Source organism: Nitrospina gracilis Nb-211, from assembly GCF_021845525.1.
In the GTDB taxonomy this organism is placed as follows: Bacteria; Nitrospinota; Nitrospinia; order Nitrospinales; family Nitrospinaceae; genus Nitrospina; species Nitrospina gracilis_A.
The window spans coordinates 1,625,614-1,642,552 of record NZ_JAKJKD010000001.1 but is presented as its reverse complement, the minus strand read 5'-3'; the positions used below and the strand labels follow the sequence as shown (position 1 = coordinate 1,642,552).

Below are 16,939 nucleotides of genomic sequence, written 5' to 3'. Positions count from 1 at the left end.
TAATTTAATTGGCTTTATTGGCTTGTTAATATGAGAACATGAGACCTCAACCAACACAAGAGCAAATAGATGAGTGGGTCGAGCGTTCCCTTGCTGAGGACCTGGGAGCGGGCGACATCACGACCAACACGCTGGTCGAACCCGCCGCTCTCGCTCGCGCGCAGATGGTGGCCAAGCAGGATCTGGTGGTCTGTGGCATGGAGCTCGTTCGCACTGTTTTTCGCCGTGTTGACTCGGGGGTGACGTTTTCCCTCGAACGCGAGGATGGATGTTTTCTGAAACAGGGTGAGACTCTGATTGTCATCGAAGGCAAAGCCGCCGCGCTGTTGAAAGGCGAACGCACGGCCCTCAATATTTTGCAACGGCTGAGTGGCATCGCCACCTTGACGCGGGCGTTTGTGGAGAGGGCGGGGGACATGCAAATCCTCGACACGCGAAAAACCACACCCGGCCTGCGCGTATTCGAAAAGTACGCGGTGGCCTGCGGCGGCGGCACCAATCACCGCTTCGGCCTGTTCGATGCGGTGCTGATCAAGGACAATCACATCAAGATGGTGGGGGGCATCCGCCCCGCGCTTGAACGAATGAAACTCTCGGGACACGCGGGAGCGATCGAGATCGAAACGACCAACCTGGAAGAAGTGAAAGAAGCCGTCGAAGGCGGAGCGGACATCATCCTGCTCGACAACATGACGCCGGAGACCATGACCGAGGCAGTGAAACTGATCAACGGACGCGCCCGCATCGAGGCGTCCGGCACCATGACCCTGGAGAAGGTGGAGCGGCTTGCAGGGCTGGGGCTGGACTGCGTTTCCGTCGGAGCGCTCACCCATTCCGCTCCCGCGGTGGACATCAGCATGAACTTCGAGCTTTCTGCCTGACGATCTGGCCCTTCCTTGTGCCCGGCCTCTCCATGTATAATGGAATGAGGCTTCAAAACGGAGAAGGAAGTACCATGCCCTGCAAAGACAGTTCAGCCATGATGACCGTCCGGCTCGACGCCGAAGACCGGTTGCTGGATTACACCTTTCATAAAATCACCTGCAATCGCAACATCGGCGCAGACAAAACCTACCGCGACCTGTGCGTCGGACAACCCGTTGCGGACATCCTGAAAATCCAGTTCGGCGACCTCATCGAAAAGCTGAATATCGTCGATACCGAGGAACAGTTCCTCACTTATCTGGAATGGAATGCCCTGGATTCCGCCCTGCAACAGTATGTGGGGCAGACCGAGGGAGTGGAAACGGATCGCTACCGCATCGCCTCGATTGACTACTCGGAAGCGGGAGAGGTGGAGATCAACCTCGTCATCTACCCGCCGGAAGAATTGCCGCGCATCGAGTCCTGCATGAGCCGCGCCCGGAGAGAAGGCCGGGTTTAGTCATCCGGCCACAGCCGCACCGGGCGCACATACCCCTGCGTGAAATCCTGATCGTAGTGCTGGGCATTGCCGCCCTGGAACTCGAAGTAAAATGCCGCCTGCTGATCGAACGGCAGACACCAGGACCCGATACCGCACCCCGGTTCGAATAAATCGGAAATGTGGATTTCCTTGTTCGAACGCGCATTCAAAGTGAACTCCGGATTGTAGAGTTCCATGATTTCTTCCTTCTCGGGCATGCGCCAGTCATGAAAACCCAGGTAGTCTTTCTTATTGAGTTCGTCGATGAACTGAAGCGCTTCCTGAAAATTAACCCAGTCTCCGGCTATTTGAAACGAGTCTTTTTTCGCCCAGGCCAGCCCGGTTTTGCTGTCCTGGATGGTGCCGTCGCCATTGTCCACAAATCTGGGTTGATCGCTCATAATCCGCTCCCTTTATCACTGAAAAAATTTTATGTTGATCGATTTCAATCGGACCGCCCCGGAAGATCGGGGTGGGGTGAAAGCCGTATTGATGACAGCGGCCAATTCCCTGCAGTTGCCGGGGAATATTTCGCTAGACGATGAGGCCACAATTTTATACATTATGGCGGAAATTTCAAATCACCTCTTTTGCACTTCCCGTCCCACATGAAAAATCCGACAGTCTCCCGCATCTCTTTTTCGCTCGCGTTTTCAGGCTGGGCGATGGTGTGCCTGATGTTTCCGGAAAATCTCTGGGCTGGCGCCGGAGAGGCCTGGATACAGGCGCAGTGGGCCCTCGCCCAATCTCCCACTGCCGGGCCCTGTGGGGAGTCGGTGCCTCCTCTCGAATTTTACGAGACGGTCAGCAAGTACGCCCTGTTCGCGGCGTTCGGATTCATCATCCCCGCAATTTTGTTCAACAAGAAAAGGGCCAAGCAGATTCTGGGGATTCTGGGTGGGCTGTGCCTCGGCGCGTGGAGTTACCTGGCATACGGGATCGATTACGAGGAAATCAAGAAGACCATCTTCAACTACAACCTTCAGGCCGAGCAGACCCTGTCCAACATCGCCGAAGCGCAGGATCGTTACAAGTCGGAGCACGACACTTACATCGAGGATCTCGGCAAACTGCGTTCCCACCTTTACGGCGCGCACGGCATCAAGCAGTGCGTGAAGATTCTCGAATTGAATGTGAAGTGGGACCATTGGTCGGCCAAGGCCAAGCACGTCTCCAGCCCGGACACGGTGGAGTGGGACAGCACCAGCGGAAGTTCGCTGAAAAAAGGGTAGGGCGCTGCACCCGCCACTCACTCCCGTTATTGAAAACCACGTTCCAAGACACCCGTCATACTGGGTATCACTTTCTATGACACTCGCGTCACAAAAGTGAAAGGTCGTGAGTGGGCGTTCAGCGTTCGGATAAGAAAAAACAGGCGGGGGTGATCCGCGGAAACTCGATCGGCGTTCCGCCGGAATCTGGATGCAAAAAGGGCAGGACCCGCGCGCACTGCGTACAGGGCCTGCCCGTCATAACGCCACCGCCGCATCCATGCGGGCGAAAATTCGGATCAGGCAGGAGAAGCGGGCTTTTCCGATTCGGGGGCAGGGGACCCTTCACCGCTGTCACCGGGTGCCGGGTTGGTCTCCGCCGTGTTTTCGATCGCCGCCGGTTGCTGTTGGTCTTCGCCTTCTTTTTCTTCCATGCTGTCCACTTCCTTCATGGACGACTTGAAGTTTTTGATGCTCTGGCCAAACGCACTGCCGATCTGGGGAAGTTTCCCGGCGCCGAAAATAATCATGATGATGACCAGAATGATCATCAGTTCGGGGAAGCCAATTCCCATCATAATTGCGGTCTCCAAAAAAAACTGGGATTAATCGTTCGCGGTTGAGTATAACAAAATTAACATAAAAACCAACAATTTAATAGGGTTGGATTGACTTGCGGCCACAACCTTCTAAAATGGGAAAATACGAATTTTTTCAAGGACTCCGCCGTGAATCAGGACTATGTGTTGGAACTGTTTTTCGCCATGAAGGGCGACCTCAACAAGATCAACGCCGCCATCGACGAAAAACTGCGTAAAAACCAGACGCGGAAAATCACCACGTTTGAGACCTTCATCAAATCTCGCATCTCGGCCAATCCCAAGGTCCTGCGCATGGTGAATATGGAGATCACTCCCGATGAGGCGGCTTATCTCAGCATGTACCCGGATCTCGAGGCGCTGGAGGTGCTGGACCTGCGGCAAAATCACTTGGGAGACGAGGGGCTGGAAGCGATCGTCCGGTCGCCGGTGCTGAAAAATCTCTGCGAGCTGGATTTGCGGAGCAATGGCATCACGCGGCTGGGATTGACGATGATGGCGGGGGTGCAAAACCTGGTGCACCTGAAGAAGGTCGATTTTCGCTCCAACCAGCTTGGAAAAAGATGGGAGACCAAATTGAAGGAGTCGGAATTTTACCCGGAGTTGCAGGAAGTCAAAACAGTATGATCCCCGCTCAGTTCAGCCACGGATTGCGTCCGTCGCGGATTTTCTGCACCATCTTGTCCGCCAGCTCTCGCGCACGCACCCGGTAGGTGCCCGTTTTCAATCCCGTGCGGAAAAACTCCACCACCTCGTGCCGGATTTCAGAACCTTTCCCCTTTTTTCCATTTCCCGCTTTTTTACTCATGGTCGTCGCCTCAGCATTGCATGGTGAATCAGAGCGTTTCATTGTCGTTTGAAATGAACGGTGTTGAAAATTTTGGGAGCCACTCCGTCAAGCGGTGTGCCGGCGCATCTCCTGCCGCGGACGGCGTGCCGGCGTTTCCGGATTGAGGGGATAAAAAACCACGGCCTGCAATGACGCGCGACAAGGCCTCGTCGTTTTGACCGGGGGCAGGCCAGGGGCCTGAGGGGCCAGCGCCTGGCGCTTTTCGCGGTGATTCGCGGGAACCATGTTTTCATCCTCCTTGATGTCAATGGCCTCAACTTTGCGATTTGAGCCATCTTCCCGACGGCTTACTTTATATTACGGAATCTGACAAAAATTCTTGAGAGGCATGGATCGTTTTTCCGGCATGCAAACAGGCCGGAGCCTTCTTCAATCGGTGACAAACGGGCTCCTGAGGGAATTGGATTATTGAACGAGGTGAGCCAAAAGTTTTATAATTGGAATAAGTGGAGTATTTTTTTATTCCCGAATAGGCGAAAAGTAAAGCCTTCCTCCAGTGGGAGTTTTTAAACTCATCCCGCCGCCTCCCTCCTTTGAGCACGCGAGGCGAAATCAACCTGATGGAGAGCGATCATGGCGCATGAAACATTGAGGGTGGACGGAATGACCTGCGGTCATTGTGTGGAAACGGTGAGCAAAGCGGTCAGCTCGATCCCCGGTGTCAGCAAGGTGGATGTGGATCTGCAAAAGAAATCGGTGACGGTCGATTTCGACGAAGGCGAGACGGGTCTCGCCGATATCAAGTCAAAGATCACCGATGCGGGTTACGAGGTCGTGGCGGCCTGAGTTCAGGACAGGTACTTGCCGATTTCAACTTCCAGTGTTTGCTCCAAACCATCGCGCAGGATTTTGATCTGCACGGTTTTTCCCACCTTGGTGTCGGCCACGTAGTTCTGCAGGTGTTGCGGATGGGCGATCTCTTTGCCGTCATAGGCAATGATGATGTCGCCGCGCCGCAAGCCTGCCTTGTCCGCGGGGGCGCCATCATCGATACTGTTGACCACCACTCCGCTTTGATCCCGCGAAACGCGGAACGATTCCGCCATGTCCGGAGTCATGTGCTGGATGCCGATGCCCAGCCAGCCACGCTCGACCTCTCCGTTTTCGATCAGGTCCTGCGCCACCTTCTCCACTGTCTCCATGGGGATGGCGAAGCCGACGCCGGAGCCCAGCTCCGCGATGGCGGTGTTGATGCCGATCACCTGTCCCTGCATGTCGATCAACGGACCGCCGCTGTTGCCGGGATTGATGGAGGTGTCGGTCTGCAGAAAGTTCTCAAAGGTGGCGATACCCAGGTCGATGCGTCCCTTGCCGCTGACCACACCGACGGTGATGGTGCCTCTCAGGCCGTAAGGATTGCCGATGGCCATCACCCAGTCGCCGACTTCCACCTTCGAGGAATTGCCGAATTCCGGTTTCTGGAAGTGTGACAGGGAAAACACCTTGATGACCGCGAGATCGGTTTTCGGGTCCACCCCCACCACCTGCGCTGTGTATTCCCGGTTGTCGAGGAACTTTACCAGCAGGCGGTTCGCTTTTTCCACCACGTGATAGTTGGTGACGATATACCCCGCTTCGTTGAAAATGAGCCCGGAGCCCAGGCTCTCCATCTGGTAGCGTTTGCGGAATGTGCGTTTCAGCCAGTAACGGAGGTTGTTGAACCAGGCGCCGGGGTCTCCGCCCATAAGGTCACGCTGGGAATGGGGGTCGGAAATTTCGGTGAGGTTGTTGATGCTGACCACGGCGGGCTTCACCTTGCGGGCGTTGGTGACGAACGCCTCCTGCAGGCGCACCAGGGTTTCATAGCCTTCGAGGTGGGAATAAGGATTGTTCACCGTGGAGGCAAGGGGAAGCTCAAGGGGTTTTTCCACATGCGGCGTGGGTGCGCCCACGACCCAGTACAGGGTCACGCACACCAATACTACCCACACCCCGAAAACGATGAACTTTTTCATGCCAGCCGCCTTTCCGGCGGAATCCAAAACTTATTCATCCCGAATCCCCACATATAAAGTGACGATTCCCAAAGTCATCTCCCGGTACCGAACCCGGCCAAAGCCCGCATTGCGCATCATCACCGCAAATTCCTCGCGTTCCGGGAACACACCGACCGACTCCGGCAGATACGTGTAGGCGTCCGGGTGGCCGGAGACCCAGCGCCCGATCCCGGGCAGGACCCGATCGAAATAGAGCCGGTACGACTCCCGCAACAACGGCTGGCGGGGCAGGGAGAACTCAAGGATCACCGCCCGGCATCCCGGCCGCAGAACCCGCGCCATCTCACGCAGGCCTTGTTCCCTATCGGCAAAATTGCGCACACCAAAAGCGACGCTGACGCCATCGAAACTGGCATCCGCAAACGGCAGGGCTTCCGCCGCGGCGCAAACCCGGGGCAGGGCGGATTGCCGGCCCCGATCCTTGAATTTCGTGCCGGCCCTTTGGAGCATGGCCTCGCTGAAATCCAGCGCCACCACCTGACGGGGGGATTCCGCCGGACGCTCGAAGTATTCCAGCGCCACGTCCCCCGTACCGCAGGCGATATCCAGGTACCGCCCACCGGGTTTCAGCATCAGGCGGCTCACCGCACGCTTGCGCCAGAAGCGATCCACGCCGCAACTCAGCACGCGGTTCAACAGATCGTATCGCGGAGCGATGGCGTTGAACATCGACTGAATCTGAAGCGAAAACGCCTCCCGATCGGTTTCCAGCTTAGGCATCGGCGCTCCGGCCGTAAAGGGGTTGCATACGGGTGTATTTTAGCATCGGAATTTCAGGACCACAACGGAGCAGAAAAGGACAACCTTCGTGCAAAGACTTGTTTGACAAGGTCTGGAAGGCGATTTATATTCCGAACATTGAGTGCGAAAACCTGCCTATCCGGGCTAAGGAGGAACGGCATGAAGAAAGTCATGGTGACGGTGGCGCCGGGGTTCGAGGAAATCGAAACCATTACCGTGGTGGATATCCTGAGAAGAGCGGGAGCGCGGGTGGATCTGGCTGGCACGCAACCGGAGCCCATCGAAGGATCGAGAGGAGTGCGCATTCTACCCGATGTCCTGTTGTCGGAGATCGATCATAAGGACTACGACATGGTGGTTCTGCCCGGCGGCCAGCCCGGCACCACCAACCTGCAGAATAATGAAAGCGTGATCGCCATCGTCCAGAACATGAACCGCGATCAAAAAACCGTGGCGGCGATCTGCGCGGCACCGATGGTCCTGCAAACCGCCGGGGTGCTGAAAGACCACCGTACGACGTCCCACCCGTCGGTGCAGGAGAACCTGAATGGCATCCGGTATTCGGATGACCGGGTGGTGGTCGACGGTAATCTGGTGACCAGCCGTTCGCCCGGAACGGCACTTGAATTCGCCATGAAACTGGTTGAAGTTCTATTCGGGCCGGATCGGGTCGAAACCGTAAATAAAGGGGTTATGGCGCGCATATAAGGCTTTTTATATGTGAGGTTAAGCTTGGTTTGTTAATAATTTGATTTAAGAAAAACCCGCTATTTTTGAAAATTTTTTAAAACTTTTTGACGCGTCCGACATCAAACCGGTGAAAGAGCCCAAAAGGGGGTTCTCATAAAGAAAAGGGGGGTTTGCTATGTATGTGAACATTTCGCGCAGCAAGCTTCTGGTCAACGACAGACGCTATTCGAAAAAGAAGAAGGCGGAAAAACCGGCTCCACGCTGCAACCACTGCGGTGGGCTGGTTCGTGAAAACGGGGAGATGGTGGCCTGTATCATGTGTTCCCGTGAGGAAGGCCATTATTGCTCCAATTGCGCCTACGCACACGCTTCTGAAGTATCCCAGAAGGGCAAAAAAAGTGCCTGATATTTACATATAGATTCCAAAAGCCCGGAGGCCTCGGCTTCCGGGCTTTTTTTATTTTTCAGAGAAAAAGACGGCCTTCCGCCACTGTACGGGCCTTGCCGCCGACGCGGATGGAGTGGATCTGGCCGTCCGTCAATCCTACCGAGACCTTGATCTCCGACGGCCGCTTCATCTCCAGGCCCTGTTCTAGGGTCAGGTTCGAAAGCCGGCTTTCATCAAAAAGCCGGTGCCAAGCAAGGTACGCGCCCATGGCTCCGGCCACGCTGCCCGTCGCCGGGTCTTCCGGGATGCCGATGAACGGCGCGAACCCCCGGGTGTGGGCGTGCGCCTGGGGATTCACCGTATCCAGGCAAAAGGGATAGATCATGTCCAGATCCCCGAGGACTTGGCGAAGGGAAGCAAGGTTGAGTGCGACCCGCTCCACGGCATCCAGCGATTTCAACGGAACCAGCAGGGCCGGGAAACCGGTGGACACCACCTGCGCGGGCAGATCGGGGTGCAGATCGGCTGAGGCCAGGCCCAGGGCCTGGGCGATGGCTTCGTGGCCGGTTCGCGGTTGCTGAAATTCCGGCTGAGGCTGTTCCATCATAAAAAAGGCGCCGTCGCGCGCGACGTTCACGGGTCCGACGCCCATCTCTAACCGGCAGGCATCGCGGCCGGAAGGCAGAATCCCGTGGCGGAACAAAACGTGAGCGGTTCCCAGGGTAGGATGCCCGGCGAACGGAATTTCCCTGCCGGGGGTGAAAATACGCACTTTAAAATCGCAGTCAGCCAGTTTGGAAGGAAAGAGAAACGTCGTCTCCGACAGGTTCATTTCGCGGGCGATGGCGAGCATGCGGTCGGCATCGAGTCCCTTTGCGTTGACGAATACCGCCAGCGGGTTGCCCGCTAAGGGTTGGTCCGTGAAGACATCGACCTGGTAGAAGTTTAACTCCATAAAACCATAAAAATCAGTCGATTATAGAAGGGGCCCCAAAACCCTAGGTTCCCATAATATATATTATGTCAACTTGGAGTAAGGGCCGATTCGGGCTCGTCGGGCTCCTGCTCAGGTTCTGAATAGGATGGGAATGACGGCGGACATTGCCGTCCCCTGTGGAGTGGTCAGGCCGGTTGTGCGTCGCAAAGAGCCAGTGCGGCCTTGGCGATGTGGTTGTGCGAGAGGCCGTATTTTTCATACAGCTCTTTTTGGGACCCGGTTTCCGCAAAATGGTCGCGTACGCCGATGCGCTTGACCGGAACCTGCACGCCATGATCGGCCAGAACTTCCAGCACCGCATCGCCCAGGCCCCCGATGATGTTGTGATCTTCGGCGGTCAACACGCGGCCGTGCTTTTTCGCCTGTTCCACGATCAAGTCCTGGTCGATGGGTTTGATGGTCGAAATGTTGACCAGCGTGGCTTTCAGGCCTTCCTTTTCCATCTGCTGCATGGCGGCGAGGCTTTCCTCCACCATGCCACCGCTGGCAAAGATAACGAGGTCCTTGCCTTCCTGCACCACATGGCCCTTGCCCAACTGGAACTCAAAGTCCTCGCCGTAAATGCCTTTCACCTTGGCGCGGCCGAGGCGCATGTACACCGGTCCCTCGTGGTCGATCAGAAACTTGGTCGCCGCAAACGCTTCCTGGTAGTCCGCCGGCTGGATGACCGTGAGGTTCGGCATGGCGCGGGTGTAAGCCAGGTCCACCACCATCTGTGCCGTCGGACCGTCTTCGCCCACGGCGAGGCCGGAATGCGTGCCCACGAGTTTCACATTGCTATTGGAATACGCAACGCTGACCAGCACCTGGTCCATGGTGCGGCCCAAAAGAAAACAGGCGAAGCCGGTAGCGAAGGCGACCTTGCCGGTCGTGGCGAGACCCGCCGCCGTGCACACCATGTCCCCTTCGCTGATGCCCATGTTGAAGAACCGCTCCGGGTACTTGTCGCCGAACTTCTTACTGCGTGTGCTGTCGCTCACGCCCGCATCCAGCACCACCACCTTGGGGTTGTTGCCGAATTCCACCAGCGCGGCTCCGTAACCGTCGCGTGTCGCTCCGTCGATCATTCCAGCTCCTTCATGGCTTTTTCGTAATCTTCGTCCGAAGGCGCCACGCCGTGCCAGGCGGTTTTGCCTTCCATAAAACTGACCCCTTTGCCCTTCACCGTGTCGGCGATGATCACCCGCGGCTTATCCGCATGGAGCGGCAGGTTGAGCGCCTTGTGCACTTGCGCCATATCGTGACCGTCGATGCGGTGCACATCCCAGCCGAAGGACCTCCACTTGTCCTCGATGGGTTCCAGGTCTTTCAGGTCCTTGGTGATGTTGTCCTGCGCCACCTTGTTGTAATCGACGATGGCGATGAGATTGTTGGATTTGAATTTAGCGGCGGACATGGCCGCTTCCCAGACCTGCCCTTCCTGCAGTTCGCCGTCGCCCATCAGCACGTACACCCGGTAATCCAGGTTATCGAGGCGCGCGGCCAGAGCCATACCGTGTCCGGCGCTCAGGCCCTGCCCCAGACTTCCCGTGGCGATTTCCACACCCGGCGTCTTCGGGTGCGGATGGCCGGAGAGATTGCGCTTGCTGTTGATCTTGCGGTAATCGACCAACTCCTCGTCGGCGATGTATCCCGCCCGCGCCAGGGTGGCGTAGAGCAGGCCTGTGGCGTGGCCCTTGCTCAGGATAAAGCGGTCGCGTTTCGGGTCGCGGGGATTCTTCGGGTCGTAACGCATCACGTCGAAAAACAGGGCCGCCGCGATATCCGCTCCGGACAAACTACCGCCGGGATGACCGGATCCGGCGCGGTGGATGATCTCCAGGCTCTTGCGGCGCAGTTCACGGGCAATGTCTTCCAATTCCCCTACTTTCGATTCTGCTGTCTGGGTGGTGTCATTCATAAAGGCGATATGTTCAGGTCAGAAATTGATTTTGGTCAGCATATGCCAATTTGCTTGAATTTTACAGAGGTAATTTTGCGAAAAACCGAATTCAAACGGATTTTTCGGGCTGAGCGGGAACGGCGCCGGGAAAGATTATTCGGCCACCACGTTTTCAGCGAGGATGGCATTGCACTTGTCGAGCAGGGCCTCGAGATCCACCGGTTTTTTGATGAACAGGTCCCCTCCCGCCTCCAGCACCTGTTTTTCCGTATATTGCGGGCTGGCAGAGATGACAATGATGGTCATGAAACTCGTTTTCGGGTTATTCTTGAGATTGGCACACACTTCGAGGCCGTTGAGGCCGGGGAGGTTGATGTCCAGAAGAATGATGGAAGGTAAAAAGTCGGCGGCCTTCAGACCTGCGTCCAGACCGTTGCCCGCAACTTCAACCAGGTACCCTTCCTTCTCCAGAAACTTTTTTACCAAGCTGGTGAACTTGTTCTCATCATCCACCACAAGGAGTTTTTTCGAAGACTTTTCCTCGGACTCTTTTTTCAGAATATCCTTGATCATGGCAATGGTATAGCCGCTTTTCTGCAATTCGTACACGCGCTTGCACCGGTCCTTCACCCAGGCCGGGTAGTATCCGACAATGCCCTTGCCGCCAGGATGGGCTTCCTTGATGGGATCGGGAAAAAAATTGTACTTCTTCTGCCAGAGCCACAAGGTTTTGCGGGTGATGGGAATGACTTTGAGGATGTCCGCGGCAGTGACCCGCGAAGCCGATGCGGGGTTGTTCATGGGTTTTGCCTTGGTTCAGAATTGAAAAAACAGGCGAAAATGGAAAGCCCGGATCTTGATCGTTTTAATTTTATACAGTTAATGTAAAAAGCACAAGGGAATTTTCCATTTTACAGGAGGTCCTATATGCCGCCTTTTTATTTCTATCGGCCGCCCTAAGAACGGTTGTGACCATTTAAAGGGCCTGTCCAAGAGGAGTTCGAACCATTTAAAAAGCCCGAGGCGCGGCATGGAATCCGTTTCAGTATCTGTAAATTACCGTTTTGAGAGTATTTGTAAAGTGCGGGTTTCGGGCAATTTCCCTTTAAATCCGGTAAGTTATTATATTAGAATCAGTTTTTCCCATTAACCATTGGAGAATTCAGGGGCTATGCTTATGTTGATGAGGGATACATACTCAGTCCGGGTTGCTGTTATGGCCATCCAGGTTCTGTTGCTTTTTCCTGTAATCGCGCAGGCCGAGTCCAGCCTGTTGGGGCCGGACAACCGGTTTCGATTGCAGGCGGGGCTTCAGCTTTCGGAAAGCCAGAATGTCGAAGGAACGGGGTCCGCCGAAAGCGGAAACTCCGGGGAGCCTCCCCTGTCCACCTCCGATGATGTGGGCGGGAAGAAACCGGACATTGTGCTGACGAATGTCCTTCAGCTGTCCTTGACCGAGGTCATCCAGACCACCCTCAACAACAACGTCAGCATTGCTGTACAGGAGTACAACTCCCGTATTCAGCGGCAGAATATCATCAACAACGAAGCCGCCTTTGACCCCAGTGTGAACGCCGAAGTCCGCACGCAGGACGACACGCTTCCCGTCGCCTCCGCCTTTGCCAATCCGCCCATTTCGAAAACGGATCAGCAACGCTGGAAAGTTGGCCTCAACCAGAAGCTCACTTTCGGCACGCAGTACGAATTCTTTTATGAAGGCATCCGCGACGGCACCAACTCCCTGTTTGCCGGATTGAACCCGCAGTACAGCACCCGGTTCGAAGTCAACCTCACCCAGCCCCTGCTCAAAAATTTCGGCCAGGATGTGAACAGGACCAACATCTACATTGCACAAAACAATCTCTCCATCTCGCAGTACGATTTCAAAAGCCAGGTAATCGACATCATCACCCAGGCGGAAAACGTGTACTGGGATCTCGTGTTCAGTCAGGAAGACTTAAAGGTCAAGCAACAGTCGGTGGAACGCGCGCGCGATCTGGAACAGCGCGTGAAAGCGCAGGTGGAGGTGGGCACCATGGCGCCTTTGGAAATTTTGCAGGCGCAGGCGGAGGTAGCGTCGCGCGAAGAGGCGGTCATCAATGCGGAAAAATTAATCAAGGACAATGAAGACAATCTCAAGAACATTCTCAACATTGCTTTCGATTCGGAAAAAGGCACCAAAGACATCCAGCCGCTCGATGCGCCGCAGTACGACCCGGAATCGAAGGTTAACCTGGATGATGCCATAAACCAGGCCTTGAGCCACCGCCCGGATTACCTGGCAAAGAAGAAGGAACTGGACACGCGCAATATCCAGGTGGAGTTCAACGAAAACCAGACCTACCCCACTCTGGACCTCGTGGCGAGTTACGGTCTGAACGGCATCACCGGTGATGCCCGGGCGGTGTCCCTGGGCGGTCCTCCCCGCATCAGTCAGTTCGGCGGCACATTTGGACGCGGGGTCGAGCGGGCCCTGTCCACGGACTTCGACAGTTGGACGGCGGGCGTGGTGTTCAGCTATCCGCTTGGCAACCGGGCGGCGGAAAGCCAGTTGACTGCCGCCAAGCTGGAGGTCGCCAAGCTCCTGCTCGATATCAAGGATCTGGAAAAGACCATCATCATCGAAGTACGGGAAGCCGTGCGCAAGCTGGAAACGGACATCAAGCGCGTGCAGGCGGCGCGGATTTCGCGGCGGCTCGCGGAGGAGACCCTGAACGCGGAACTGAAGAAGTTTGAAGTCGGCTTGTCCACCAGCTTCCAGGTGCTCGAGTTCCAGACCGATCTGGCCGAAGAACAAAGCAAGGAACTTCTGGCCATCATCGATTTCAATAAATCGCGGATCAATTTCCGGAAGGTCATTGCCTCCACGCTCAATCACCACCGCATTGAGCTGGCGGAAGAACAGAACCCATGAAAAAACTGCTCATTATATTGGGCGTGGTCGTCCTGGTTGCTGGCACCTTCTTTCTGGTTCAGGGAGACGGAAAAGAAAACAAGCGTCCTAAAAAACACCCTTTCCGCACAGCCAAGGTGGAGCGTGGGACCATGGTGGTGAAAATTTCCGCCACGGGGATCGTGGAGCCCAATTTCCAGGTGGAGGTCAAGTCCAAGGCCAGCGGCGAGGTGCTGAGCTTCCCTTATGAGGAAGGAGACTTCATCGAGAAAGGAAAGTTTCTTCTGCGTCTGGACAAATCCGATGAGGTCCGCAACGTCAAACGGGCGGAAGCGAATCTCGCCAGCGCCAAAGCCCAGCTCGACAAAGCCAAAACGTCTCTCAAACTCCAGGCCACCCGTTACGAAACCGATTTGCAGGCGGCGAAGTCCCAGGTGGAGGAAGCCAAGGCCAACCTGATAGAAGCGCGCGACAAGCTCCGCCGGCAGGAGGACCTGTTCCAGAAAAAGTTCACCTCCCGCGAAACCCTCGATGCCGCACAAACCACTTACAAGGTGCGCGAGGAACTGTTGGAGCAGGCCAAGACCAACCTGCGGGCCGCCGAAGACAGCGTGCACGACATCGAGGTCAAGAAACAGGATATTGAACTGGCCAAGGCCGACGTCAAACGCGCCGAGCTGGAGTTGGCGGAAACCAGGGAACGCCTGGCGGAAACGGAAATCTACGCACCCATCACCGGGGTGCTGATCGAGAAACTGGTCGAGCAGGGCCAGATCATCGCCTCCGGCATCACCACCGTCTCCGGCGGCACGCCGCTGGCCAAAATAGCGGACATGTCCAAGCTGTTCATCGTGGCCGACGTGGACGAAACCGACATCGGCAAGGTGGAGGTCGGGCAGAAAGTGAAGATCACCACCGACGCTTACCCCAGCGAAGAGTTTGATGGGACTGTGACCCGCATCGCCCCCAAGGGGCTGGTCGAGGACAGCATCACCATCTTCAAAGTCAAAATTGAAATCCAGGGCAAGGGCCGTGATATTCTGAAACCGATGATGACGGCGAACGTGGACATCATCAGCCGCGAGTTGGAAGACGTCACCTTCCTTCCCCGCGAAGCGATTCACCGCGAGGGTGGAAAAACGTTCGTCGCCGTTCTCGAAAACAATCTGCCTCAGGCCCGGCCTGTAGAACTGGGCGTGAAGAATCCGATCGAGATTCAGGTGGAGGGCATTGCCGAAAACCAGGAAGTCTTGATCGGAGACTGGGAAGAAATCAAGGAACACTTCAAAACGGATGAAGACAGCATGTCCACTATTCGGAAGATGCTGTTCATTCTCCGGCGTTGACCGTGGCTCTCATCGAAATCAACAAGCTGTCGAAAACCTACGATCTCGGCGCGGAAAAAGTGTACGCCCTGCGTGACGTCAGCTTTTCCATGGAGGCGTCGGAGTTCGCCTCCATCATGGGGCCGTCGGGCAGCGGCAAATCGACACTGATGAATCTGCTGGGGTGCCTCGACCTCCCCTCCTCCGGCACGTACCGACTGGACGGCATCGACGTGCAGAACCTGTCGGCGGACGAGTTGGCCGAAGTGCGCAACAAAAAAATCGGGTTCGTGTTCCAGAGTTTCAACCTGCTTCCCCGCGCCACGGCTCTGGAGAACGTGGAGTTGCCCCTGTTGTACGGGCGGGTGAAGAATCCTGTCCAAAAGGCGATGGACGCCTTGCAGAGGGTGGGACTTGGCCACCGTGCCAAACACAAGCCGAACGAATTATCCGGCGGTGAGAAACAGCGCGCTGCCATTGCCCGGGCCTTGGTGATCAACCCGCGCATCATCCTGGCCGATGAACCGACGGGCAACCTGGACTCCAGAACCAGTGCGGAGATCATGAAGCTGTTCACCCGGCTGAACGAGGAAGGCGTCACCATCATCCTCGTCACGCACGAGCAGGACATCGCCGCCTACTCCCGCCGCGTGTTTCAGATGCAGGACGGGAAACTGATCCATGACAGCGGATCGTCCCCGCGCGAACGGAAGGAAGAAGCCCATGCTGATTTTTGATCTGATTCGAATGGCGCTTCGCAGTCTGGTGGCCAACAAACTGCGCACGTTTTTGACGGCGCTCGGCATCATCATCGGTGTCGGTTCGGTCATCTCCATGATCTCGCTGGGTGAAGGCGCGCGCAAGCAAACGCTGGAGACCATCGCCAAGTTCGGCACCAACATCATCTCCGTCAAGCCCGGTCAAAAAAGCCGCCGCCACGTGCAGAGCGGCAAGGTGGAAACGCTGGTGCTGGACGACGCCCGCGCCATCCGTGAGCATATCGACCGCATCACCGGCGTCTCGGCGGAGGTGTACCAAAGCGCGCAGTTGAAGTTCGGCAACAAAAACCGCAACGCCACCGTGCGCGGCACCGAAGAAGATTATTACTGGATGTCCAACTTCCAGCTGGATAAGGGACGCTACTTCGCCGACACGGAAGTCCGCACCGCCCGCCGCGTGGCCGTTCTCGGTGCAACCGTCACTAAAAACCTGTTCGATAACGTCGACCCCATCGGCCAGACGCTGAAAGTGGACGGACAGAATTTTCTCGTCATCGGCACCATGGTCGCCAAGGGTGCGCTGTCGTGGTTCGATCCGGACGACCAGATTTTTATCCCCGTCACCACCGCGCAGAAACGCCTGTTCGGCGTCAATTATCTGCAATCTGTCGACGTGCAGGCCAAGCGCATCCAGGACATTGAGGTCATCAAACAGGACATCGAATCCTTGCTCAAGCGACGGCACAACATCCGTGAAGGACAGGACAACGACTTCCACGTGCAGAACTCGGCGGAATGGCTGAACAGCTGGGGCAATGCGGCCAAGACGTTTCAGTACCTGCTGGGCGGCATTGCCTTCATCTCGCTCATGGTCGGCGGCATCGGCATCATGAACATCATGCTGGTGTCGGTCACCGAACGCACGCGGGAGATCGGCATCCGTGTCGCCATTGGTGCGAAGAAGCGGGAGATCCGCCAGCAGTTTTTGATCGAGTCCATTTTCATCAGTTTTCTGGGCGGGTTCATTGGGATTCTCATGGGAACGGGCATCTCCATTGCTGTTTCCAAGCTGGGCGGCTGGGATATGATCGTCTCTCTTCCATCGATTCTGCTTGCTTTCGGATTTTCCGTCGTGGTGGGCGTGTTCTTCGGGCTGTACCCGGCCAACAAGGCGGCCAATCTGAATCCCATCGACGCCCTCCGCTACGAGTGAGCGACGCCTCTCTTCCTGCTATAATCAAT

General features: G+C 56.2%; 20 protein-coding genes. 11 read left to right on the top strand and 9 right to left on the bottom strand.

The window, feature by feature from the left end:
* Positions 1 to 38 precede the first annotated feature (38 nt).
* Positions 39 to 881: a carboxylating nicotinate-nucleotide diphosphorylase gene (nadC, locus tag J2S31_RS07805; protein WP_237098525.1), complete on the top strand. Its 843-nt coding sequence runs from the start codon at positions 39 to 41 to the stop codon at positions 879 to 881.
* 74 nt (positions 882 to 955) lie between these two features.
* Positions 956 to 1,384 (top strand): iron-sulfur cluster assembly scaffold protein, encoded by a 429-nt coding sequence (locus J2S31_RS07800; RefSeq protein WP_237098524.1) that lies wholly within the window; start codon positions 956 to 958, stop codon positions 1,382 to 1,384.
* Here J2S31_RS07800 and J2S31_RS07795 read toward each other — a convergent pair.
* Positions 1,381 to 1,806: an Lcl C-terminal domain-containing protein gene (locus J2S31_RS07795; RefSeq protein WP_237098523.1), complete on the bottom strand. Its 426-nt coding sequence runs from the start codon at positions 1,804 to 1,806 to the stop codon at positions 1,381 to 1,383. The genes J2S31_RS07800 and J2S31_RS07795 overlap by 4 nt on opposite strands.
* Positions 1,807 to 2,013: 207 nt before the next feature.
* Between J2S31_RS07795 and J2S31_RS07790 the strand changes: the two genes are divergently transcribed.
* The gene (locus J2S31_RS07790) at positions 2,014 to 2,637 is read left to right on the top strand and encodes a hypothetical protein (RefSeq protein ID WP_237098522.1); all 624 of its coding nucleotides are present in this window, start codon (positions 2,014 to 2,016) and stop codon (positions 2,635 to 2,637) included.
* A 278-nt stretch (positions 2,638 to 2,915) separates the two neighbouring features.
* Here the strand turns inward: J2S31_RS07790 and tatA are convergent, their stop codons facing one another.
* Positions 2,916 to 3,194, bottom strand: coding sequence for a twin-arginine translocase TatA/TatE family subunit (gene tatA / locus J2S31_RS07785; RefSeq protein ID WP_237098521.1), 279 nt, complete (start codon positions 3,192 to 3,194; stop codon positions 2,916 to 2,918).
* A gap of 150 nt (positions 3,195 to 3,344) precedes the next feature.
* Between tatA and J2S31_RS07780 the strand changes: the two genes are divergently transcribed.
* Positions 3,345 to 3,842: a hypothetical protein gene (locus J2S31_RS07780; RefSeq protein WP_237098520.1), complete on the top strand. Its 498-nt coding sequence runs from the start codon at positions 3,345 to 3,347 to the stop codon at positions 3,840 to 3,842.
* Positions 3,843 to 3,849: 7 nt separating this feature from the next.
* Here J2S31_RS07780 and J2S31_RS07775 read toward each other — a convergent pair whose 3' ends face one another.
* Positions 3,850 to 4,023, bottom strand: a complete 174-nt coding sequence (locus J2S31_RS07775; RefSeq protein WP_237098519.1) for a flagellar biosynthesis anti-sigma factor FlgM — start codon at positions 4,021 to 4,023, stop codon at positions 3,850 to 3,852.
* A 615-nt stretch (positions 4,024 to 4,638) separates the two neighbouring features.
* On the opposite strand from J2S31_RS07775, the gene J2S31_RS07770 reads away from it, so the two are divergent.
* On the top strand, positions 4,639 to 4,851 hold the full coding sequence (locus J2S31_RS07770) for a heavy-metal-associated domain-containing protein (protein WP_237098518.1): 213 nt from the start codon (positions 4,639 to 4,641) through the stop codon (positions 4,849 to 4,851).
* Positions 4,852 to 4,853: 2 nt separating this feature from the next.
* On the opposite strand, the gene J2S31_RS07765 is transcribed toward J2S31_RS07770, so the two are convergent.
* Entirely contained in the window at positions 4,854 to 6,020 is a 1,167-nt protein-coding gene (locus J2S31_RS07765; RefSeq protein ID WP_237098517.1) for a S1C family serine protease, read from the bottom strand.
* Positions 6,021 to 6,050: 30 nt separating this feature from the next.
* A complete protein-coding gene (gene ubiE, locus J2S31_RS07760; RefSeq protein WP_237098516.1) occupies positions 6,051 to 6,782 on the bottom strand; it encodes a bifunctional demethylmenaquinone methyltransferase/2-methoxy-6-polyprenyl-1,4-benzoquinol methylase UbiE in 732 nt (243 codons plus the stop codon).
* Positions 6,783 to 6,962: 180 nt separating this feature from the next.
* Between ubiE and J2S31_RS07755 the strand changes: the two genes are divergently transcribed.
* On the top strand, positions 6,963 to 7,511 hold the full coding sequence (locus J2S31_RS07755) for a DJ-1 family glyoxalase III (protein ID WP_237098515.1): 549 nt from the start codon (positions 6,963 to 6,965) through the stop codon (positions 7,509 to 7,511).
* A gap of 157 nt (positions 7,512 to 7,668) precedes the next feature.
* Positions 7,669 to 7,899 (top strand): hypothetical protein, encoded by a 231-nt coding sequence (locus J2S31_RS07750; RefSeq protein ID WP_237098514.1) that lies wholly within the window; start codon positions 7,669 to 7,671, stop codon positions 7,897 to 7,899.
* Between the two features lie 58 nt (positions 7,900 to 7,957).
* Here the strand turns inward: J2S31_RS07750 and J2S31_RS07745 are convergent, their stop codons facing one another.
* The 4 genes from J2S31_RS07745 to J2S31_RS07730 all read right to left on the bottom strand — a co-directional run bounded on the left by J2S31_RS07745 (position 7,958) and on the right by J2S31_RS07730 (position 11,561).
* Entirely contained in the window at positions 7,958 to 8,836 is an 879-nt protein-coding gene (locus J2S31_RS07745) for a PhzF family phenazine biosynthesis protein (RefSeq protein ID WP_237098513.1), read from the bottom strand.
* Between the two features lie 167 nt (positions 8,837 to 9,003).
* Positions 9,004 to 9,945, bottom strand: coding sequence for a transketolase family protein (locus J2S31_RS07740; RefSeq protein WP_237098512.1), 942 nt, complete (start codon positions 9,943 to 9,945; stop codon positions 9,004 to 9,006).
* Positions 9,942 to 10,778 carry a transketolase gene (locus tag J2S31_RS07735; RefSeq protein WP_237098511.1) on the bottom strand — a complete coding sequence of 279 codons (837 nt, stop codon included), beginning with the start codon at positions 10,776 to 10,778 and terminating at the stop codon, positions 9,942 to 9,944. Before J2S31_RS07735 ends, J2S31_RS07740 begins: the two co-directional genes overlap by 4 nt.
* Before the next feature lie 135 nt (positions 10,779 to 10,913).
* Complete coding sequence (locus tag J2S31_RS07730) at positions 10,914 to 11,561, bottom strand: response regulator transcription factor (protein ID WP_237098510.1); 648 nt, start codon at positions 11,559 to 11,561, stop codon at positions 10,914 to 10,916.
* Positions 11,562 to 11,976: 415 nt separating this feature from the next.
* Between J2S31_RS07730 and J2S31_RS07725 the strand changes: the two genes are divergently transcribed.
* From J2S31_RS07725 to J2S31_RS07710, 4 genes are read left to right on the top strand one after another with little or no spacing between them, the layout of a single operon-like run.
* Positions 11,977 to 13,674 (top strand): TolC family protein, encoded by a 1,698-nt coding sequence (locus J2S31_RS07725; RefSeq protein WP_237098509.1) that lies wholly within the window; start codon positions 11,977 to 11,979, stop codon positions 13,672 to 13,674.
* Positions 13,671 to 14,999 carry an efflux RND transporter periplasmic adaptor subunit gene (locus tag J2S31_RS07720; RefSeq protein WP_237098508.1) on the top strand — a complete coding sequence of 443 codons (1,329 nt, stop codon included), beginning with the start codon at positions 13,671 to 13,673 and terminating at the stop codon, positions 14,997 to 14,999. Before J2S31_RS07725 ends, J2S31_RS07720 begins: the two co-directional genes overlap by 4 nt.
* The gene (locus J2S31_RS07715) at positions 14,996 to 15,715 is read left to right on the top strand and encodes an ABC transporter ATP-binding protein (RefSeq protein ID WP_237098507.1); all 720 of its coding nucleotides are present in this window, start codon (positions 14,996 to 14,998) and stop codon (positions 15,713 to 15,715) included. Before J2S31_RS07720 ends, J2S31_RS07715 begins: the two co-directional genes overlap by 4 nt.
* A complete protein-coding gene (locus J2S31_RS07710; RefSeq protein ID WP_237098506.1) occupies positions 15,702 to 16,910 on the top strand; it encodes an ABC transporter permease in 1,209 nt (402 codons plus the stop codon). The genes J2S31_RS07715 and J2S31_RS07710 overlap by 14 nt, the downstream gene beginning before the upstream one ends.
* Positions 16,911 to 16,939 lie beyond the last annotated feature (29 nt).

Excerpts from the sequence above, each read along its gene's own strand:
- J2S31_RS07775 (WP_237098519.1), bottom strand. The coding sequence starts at position 4,023 with ATGAGTAAAAAAGCGGGAAATGGAAAAAAGGGGAAAGGTTCTGAAATC.
- J2S31_RS07740 (WP_237098512.1), bottom strand. The coding sequence starts at position 9,945 with ATGATCGACGGAGCGACACGCGACGGTTACGGAGCCGCGCTGGTGGAA.
- nadC (WP_237098525.1), top strand. The coding sequence starts at position 39 with ATGAGACCTCAACCAACACAAGAGCAAATAGATGAGTGGGTCGAGCGT.
- J2S31_RS07755 (WP_237098515.1), top strand. The coding sequence starts at position 6,963 with ATGAAGAAAGTCATGGTGACGGTGGCGCCGGGGTTCGAGGAAATCGAA.
- J2S31_RS07800 (WP_237098524.1), top strand. The coding sequence starts at position 956 with ATGCCCTGCAAAGACAGTTCAGCCATGATGACCGTCCGGCTCGACGCC.
- J2S31_RS07790 (WP_237098522.1), top strand. The coding sequence starts at position 2,014 with ATGAAAAATCCGACAGTCTCCCGCATCTCTTTTTCGCTCGCGTTTTCA.
- J2S31_RS07730 (WP_237098510.1), bottom strand. The coding sequence starts at position 11,561 with ATGAACAACCCCGCATCGGCTTCGCGGGTCACTGCCGCGGACATCCTC.
- J2S31_RS07725 (WP_237098509.1), top strand. The coding sequence starts at position 11,977 with ATGGCCATCCAGGTTCTGTTGCTTTTTCCTGTAATCGCGCAGGCCGAG.
- J2S31_RS07750 (WP_237098514.1), top strand. The coding sequence starts at position 7,669 with ATGTATGTGAACATTTCGCGCAGCAAGCTTCTGGTCAACGACAGACGC.
- tatA (WP_237098521.1), bottom strand. The coding sequence starts at position 3,194 with ATGATGGGAATTGGCTTCCCCGAACTGATGATCATTCTGGTCATCATC.
- J2S31_RS07765 (WP_237098517.1), bottom strand. The coding sequence starts at position 6,020 with ATGAAAAAGTTCATCGTTTTCGGGGTGTGGGTAGTATTGGTGTGCGTG.
- J2S31_RS07735 (WP_237098511.1), bottom strand. The coding sequence starts at position 10,778 with ATGAATGACACCACCCAGACAGCAGAATCGAAAGTAGGGGAATTGGAA.
- J2S31_RS07720 (WP_237098508.1), top strand. The coding sequence starts at position 13,671 with ATGAAAAAACTGCTCATTATATTGGGCGTGGTCGTCCTGGTTGCTGGC.
- ubiE (WP_237098516.1), bottom strand. The coding sequence starts at position 6,782 with ATGCCTAAGCTGGAAACCGATCGGGAGGCGTTTTCGCTTCAGATTCAG.
- J2S31_RS07710 (WP_237098506.1), top strand. The coding sequence starts at position 15,702 with ATGCTGATTTTTGATCTGATTCGAATGGCGCTTCGCAGTCTGGTGGCC.
- J2S31_RS07745 (WP_237098513.1), bottom strand. The coding sequence starts at position 8,836 with ATGGAGTTAAACTTCTACCAGGTCGATGTCTTCACGGACCAACCCTTA.
- J2S31_RS07795 (WP_237098523.1), bottom strand. The coding sequence starts at position 1,806 with ATGAGCGATCAACCCAGATTTGTGGACAATGGCGACGGCACCATCCAG.
- J2S31_RS07770 (WP_237098518.1), top strand. The coding sequence starts at position 4,639 with ATGGCGCATGAAACATTGAGGGTGGACGGAATGACCTGCGGTCATTGT.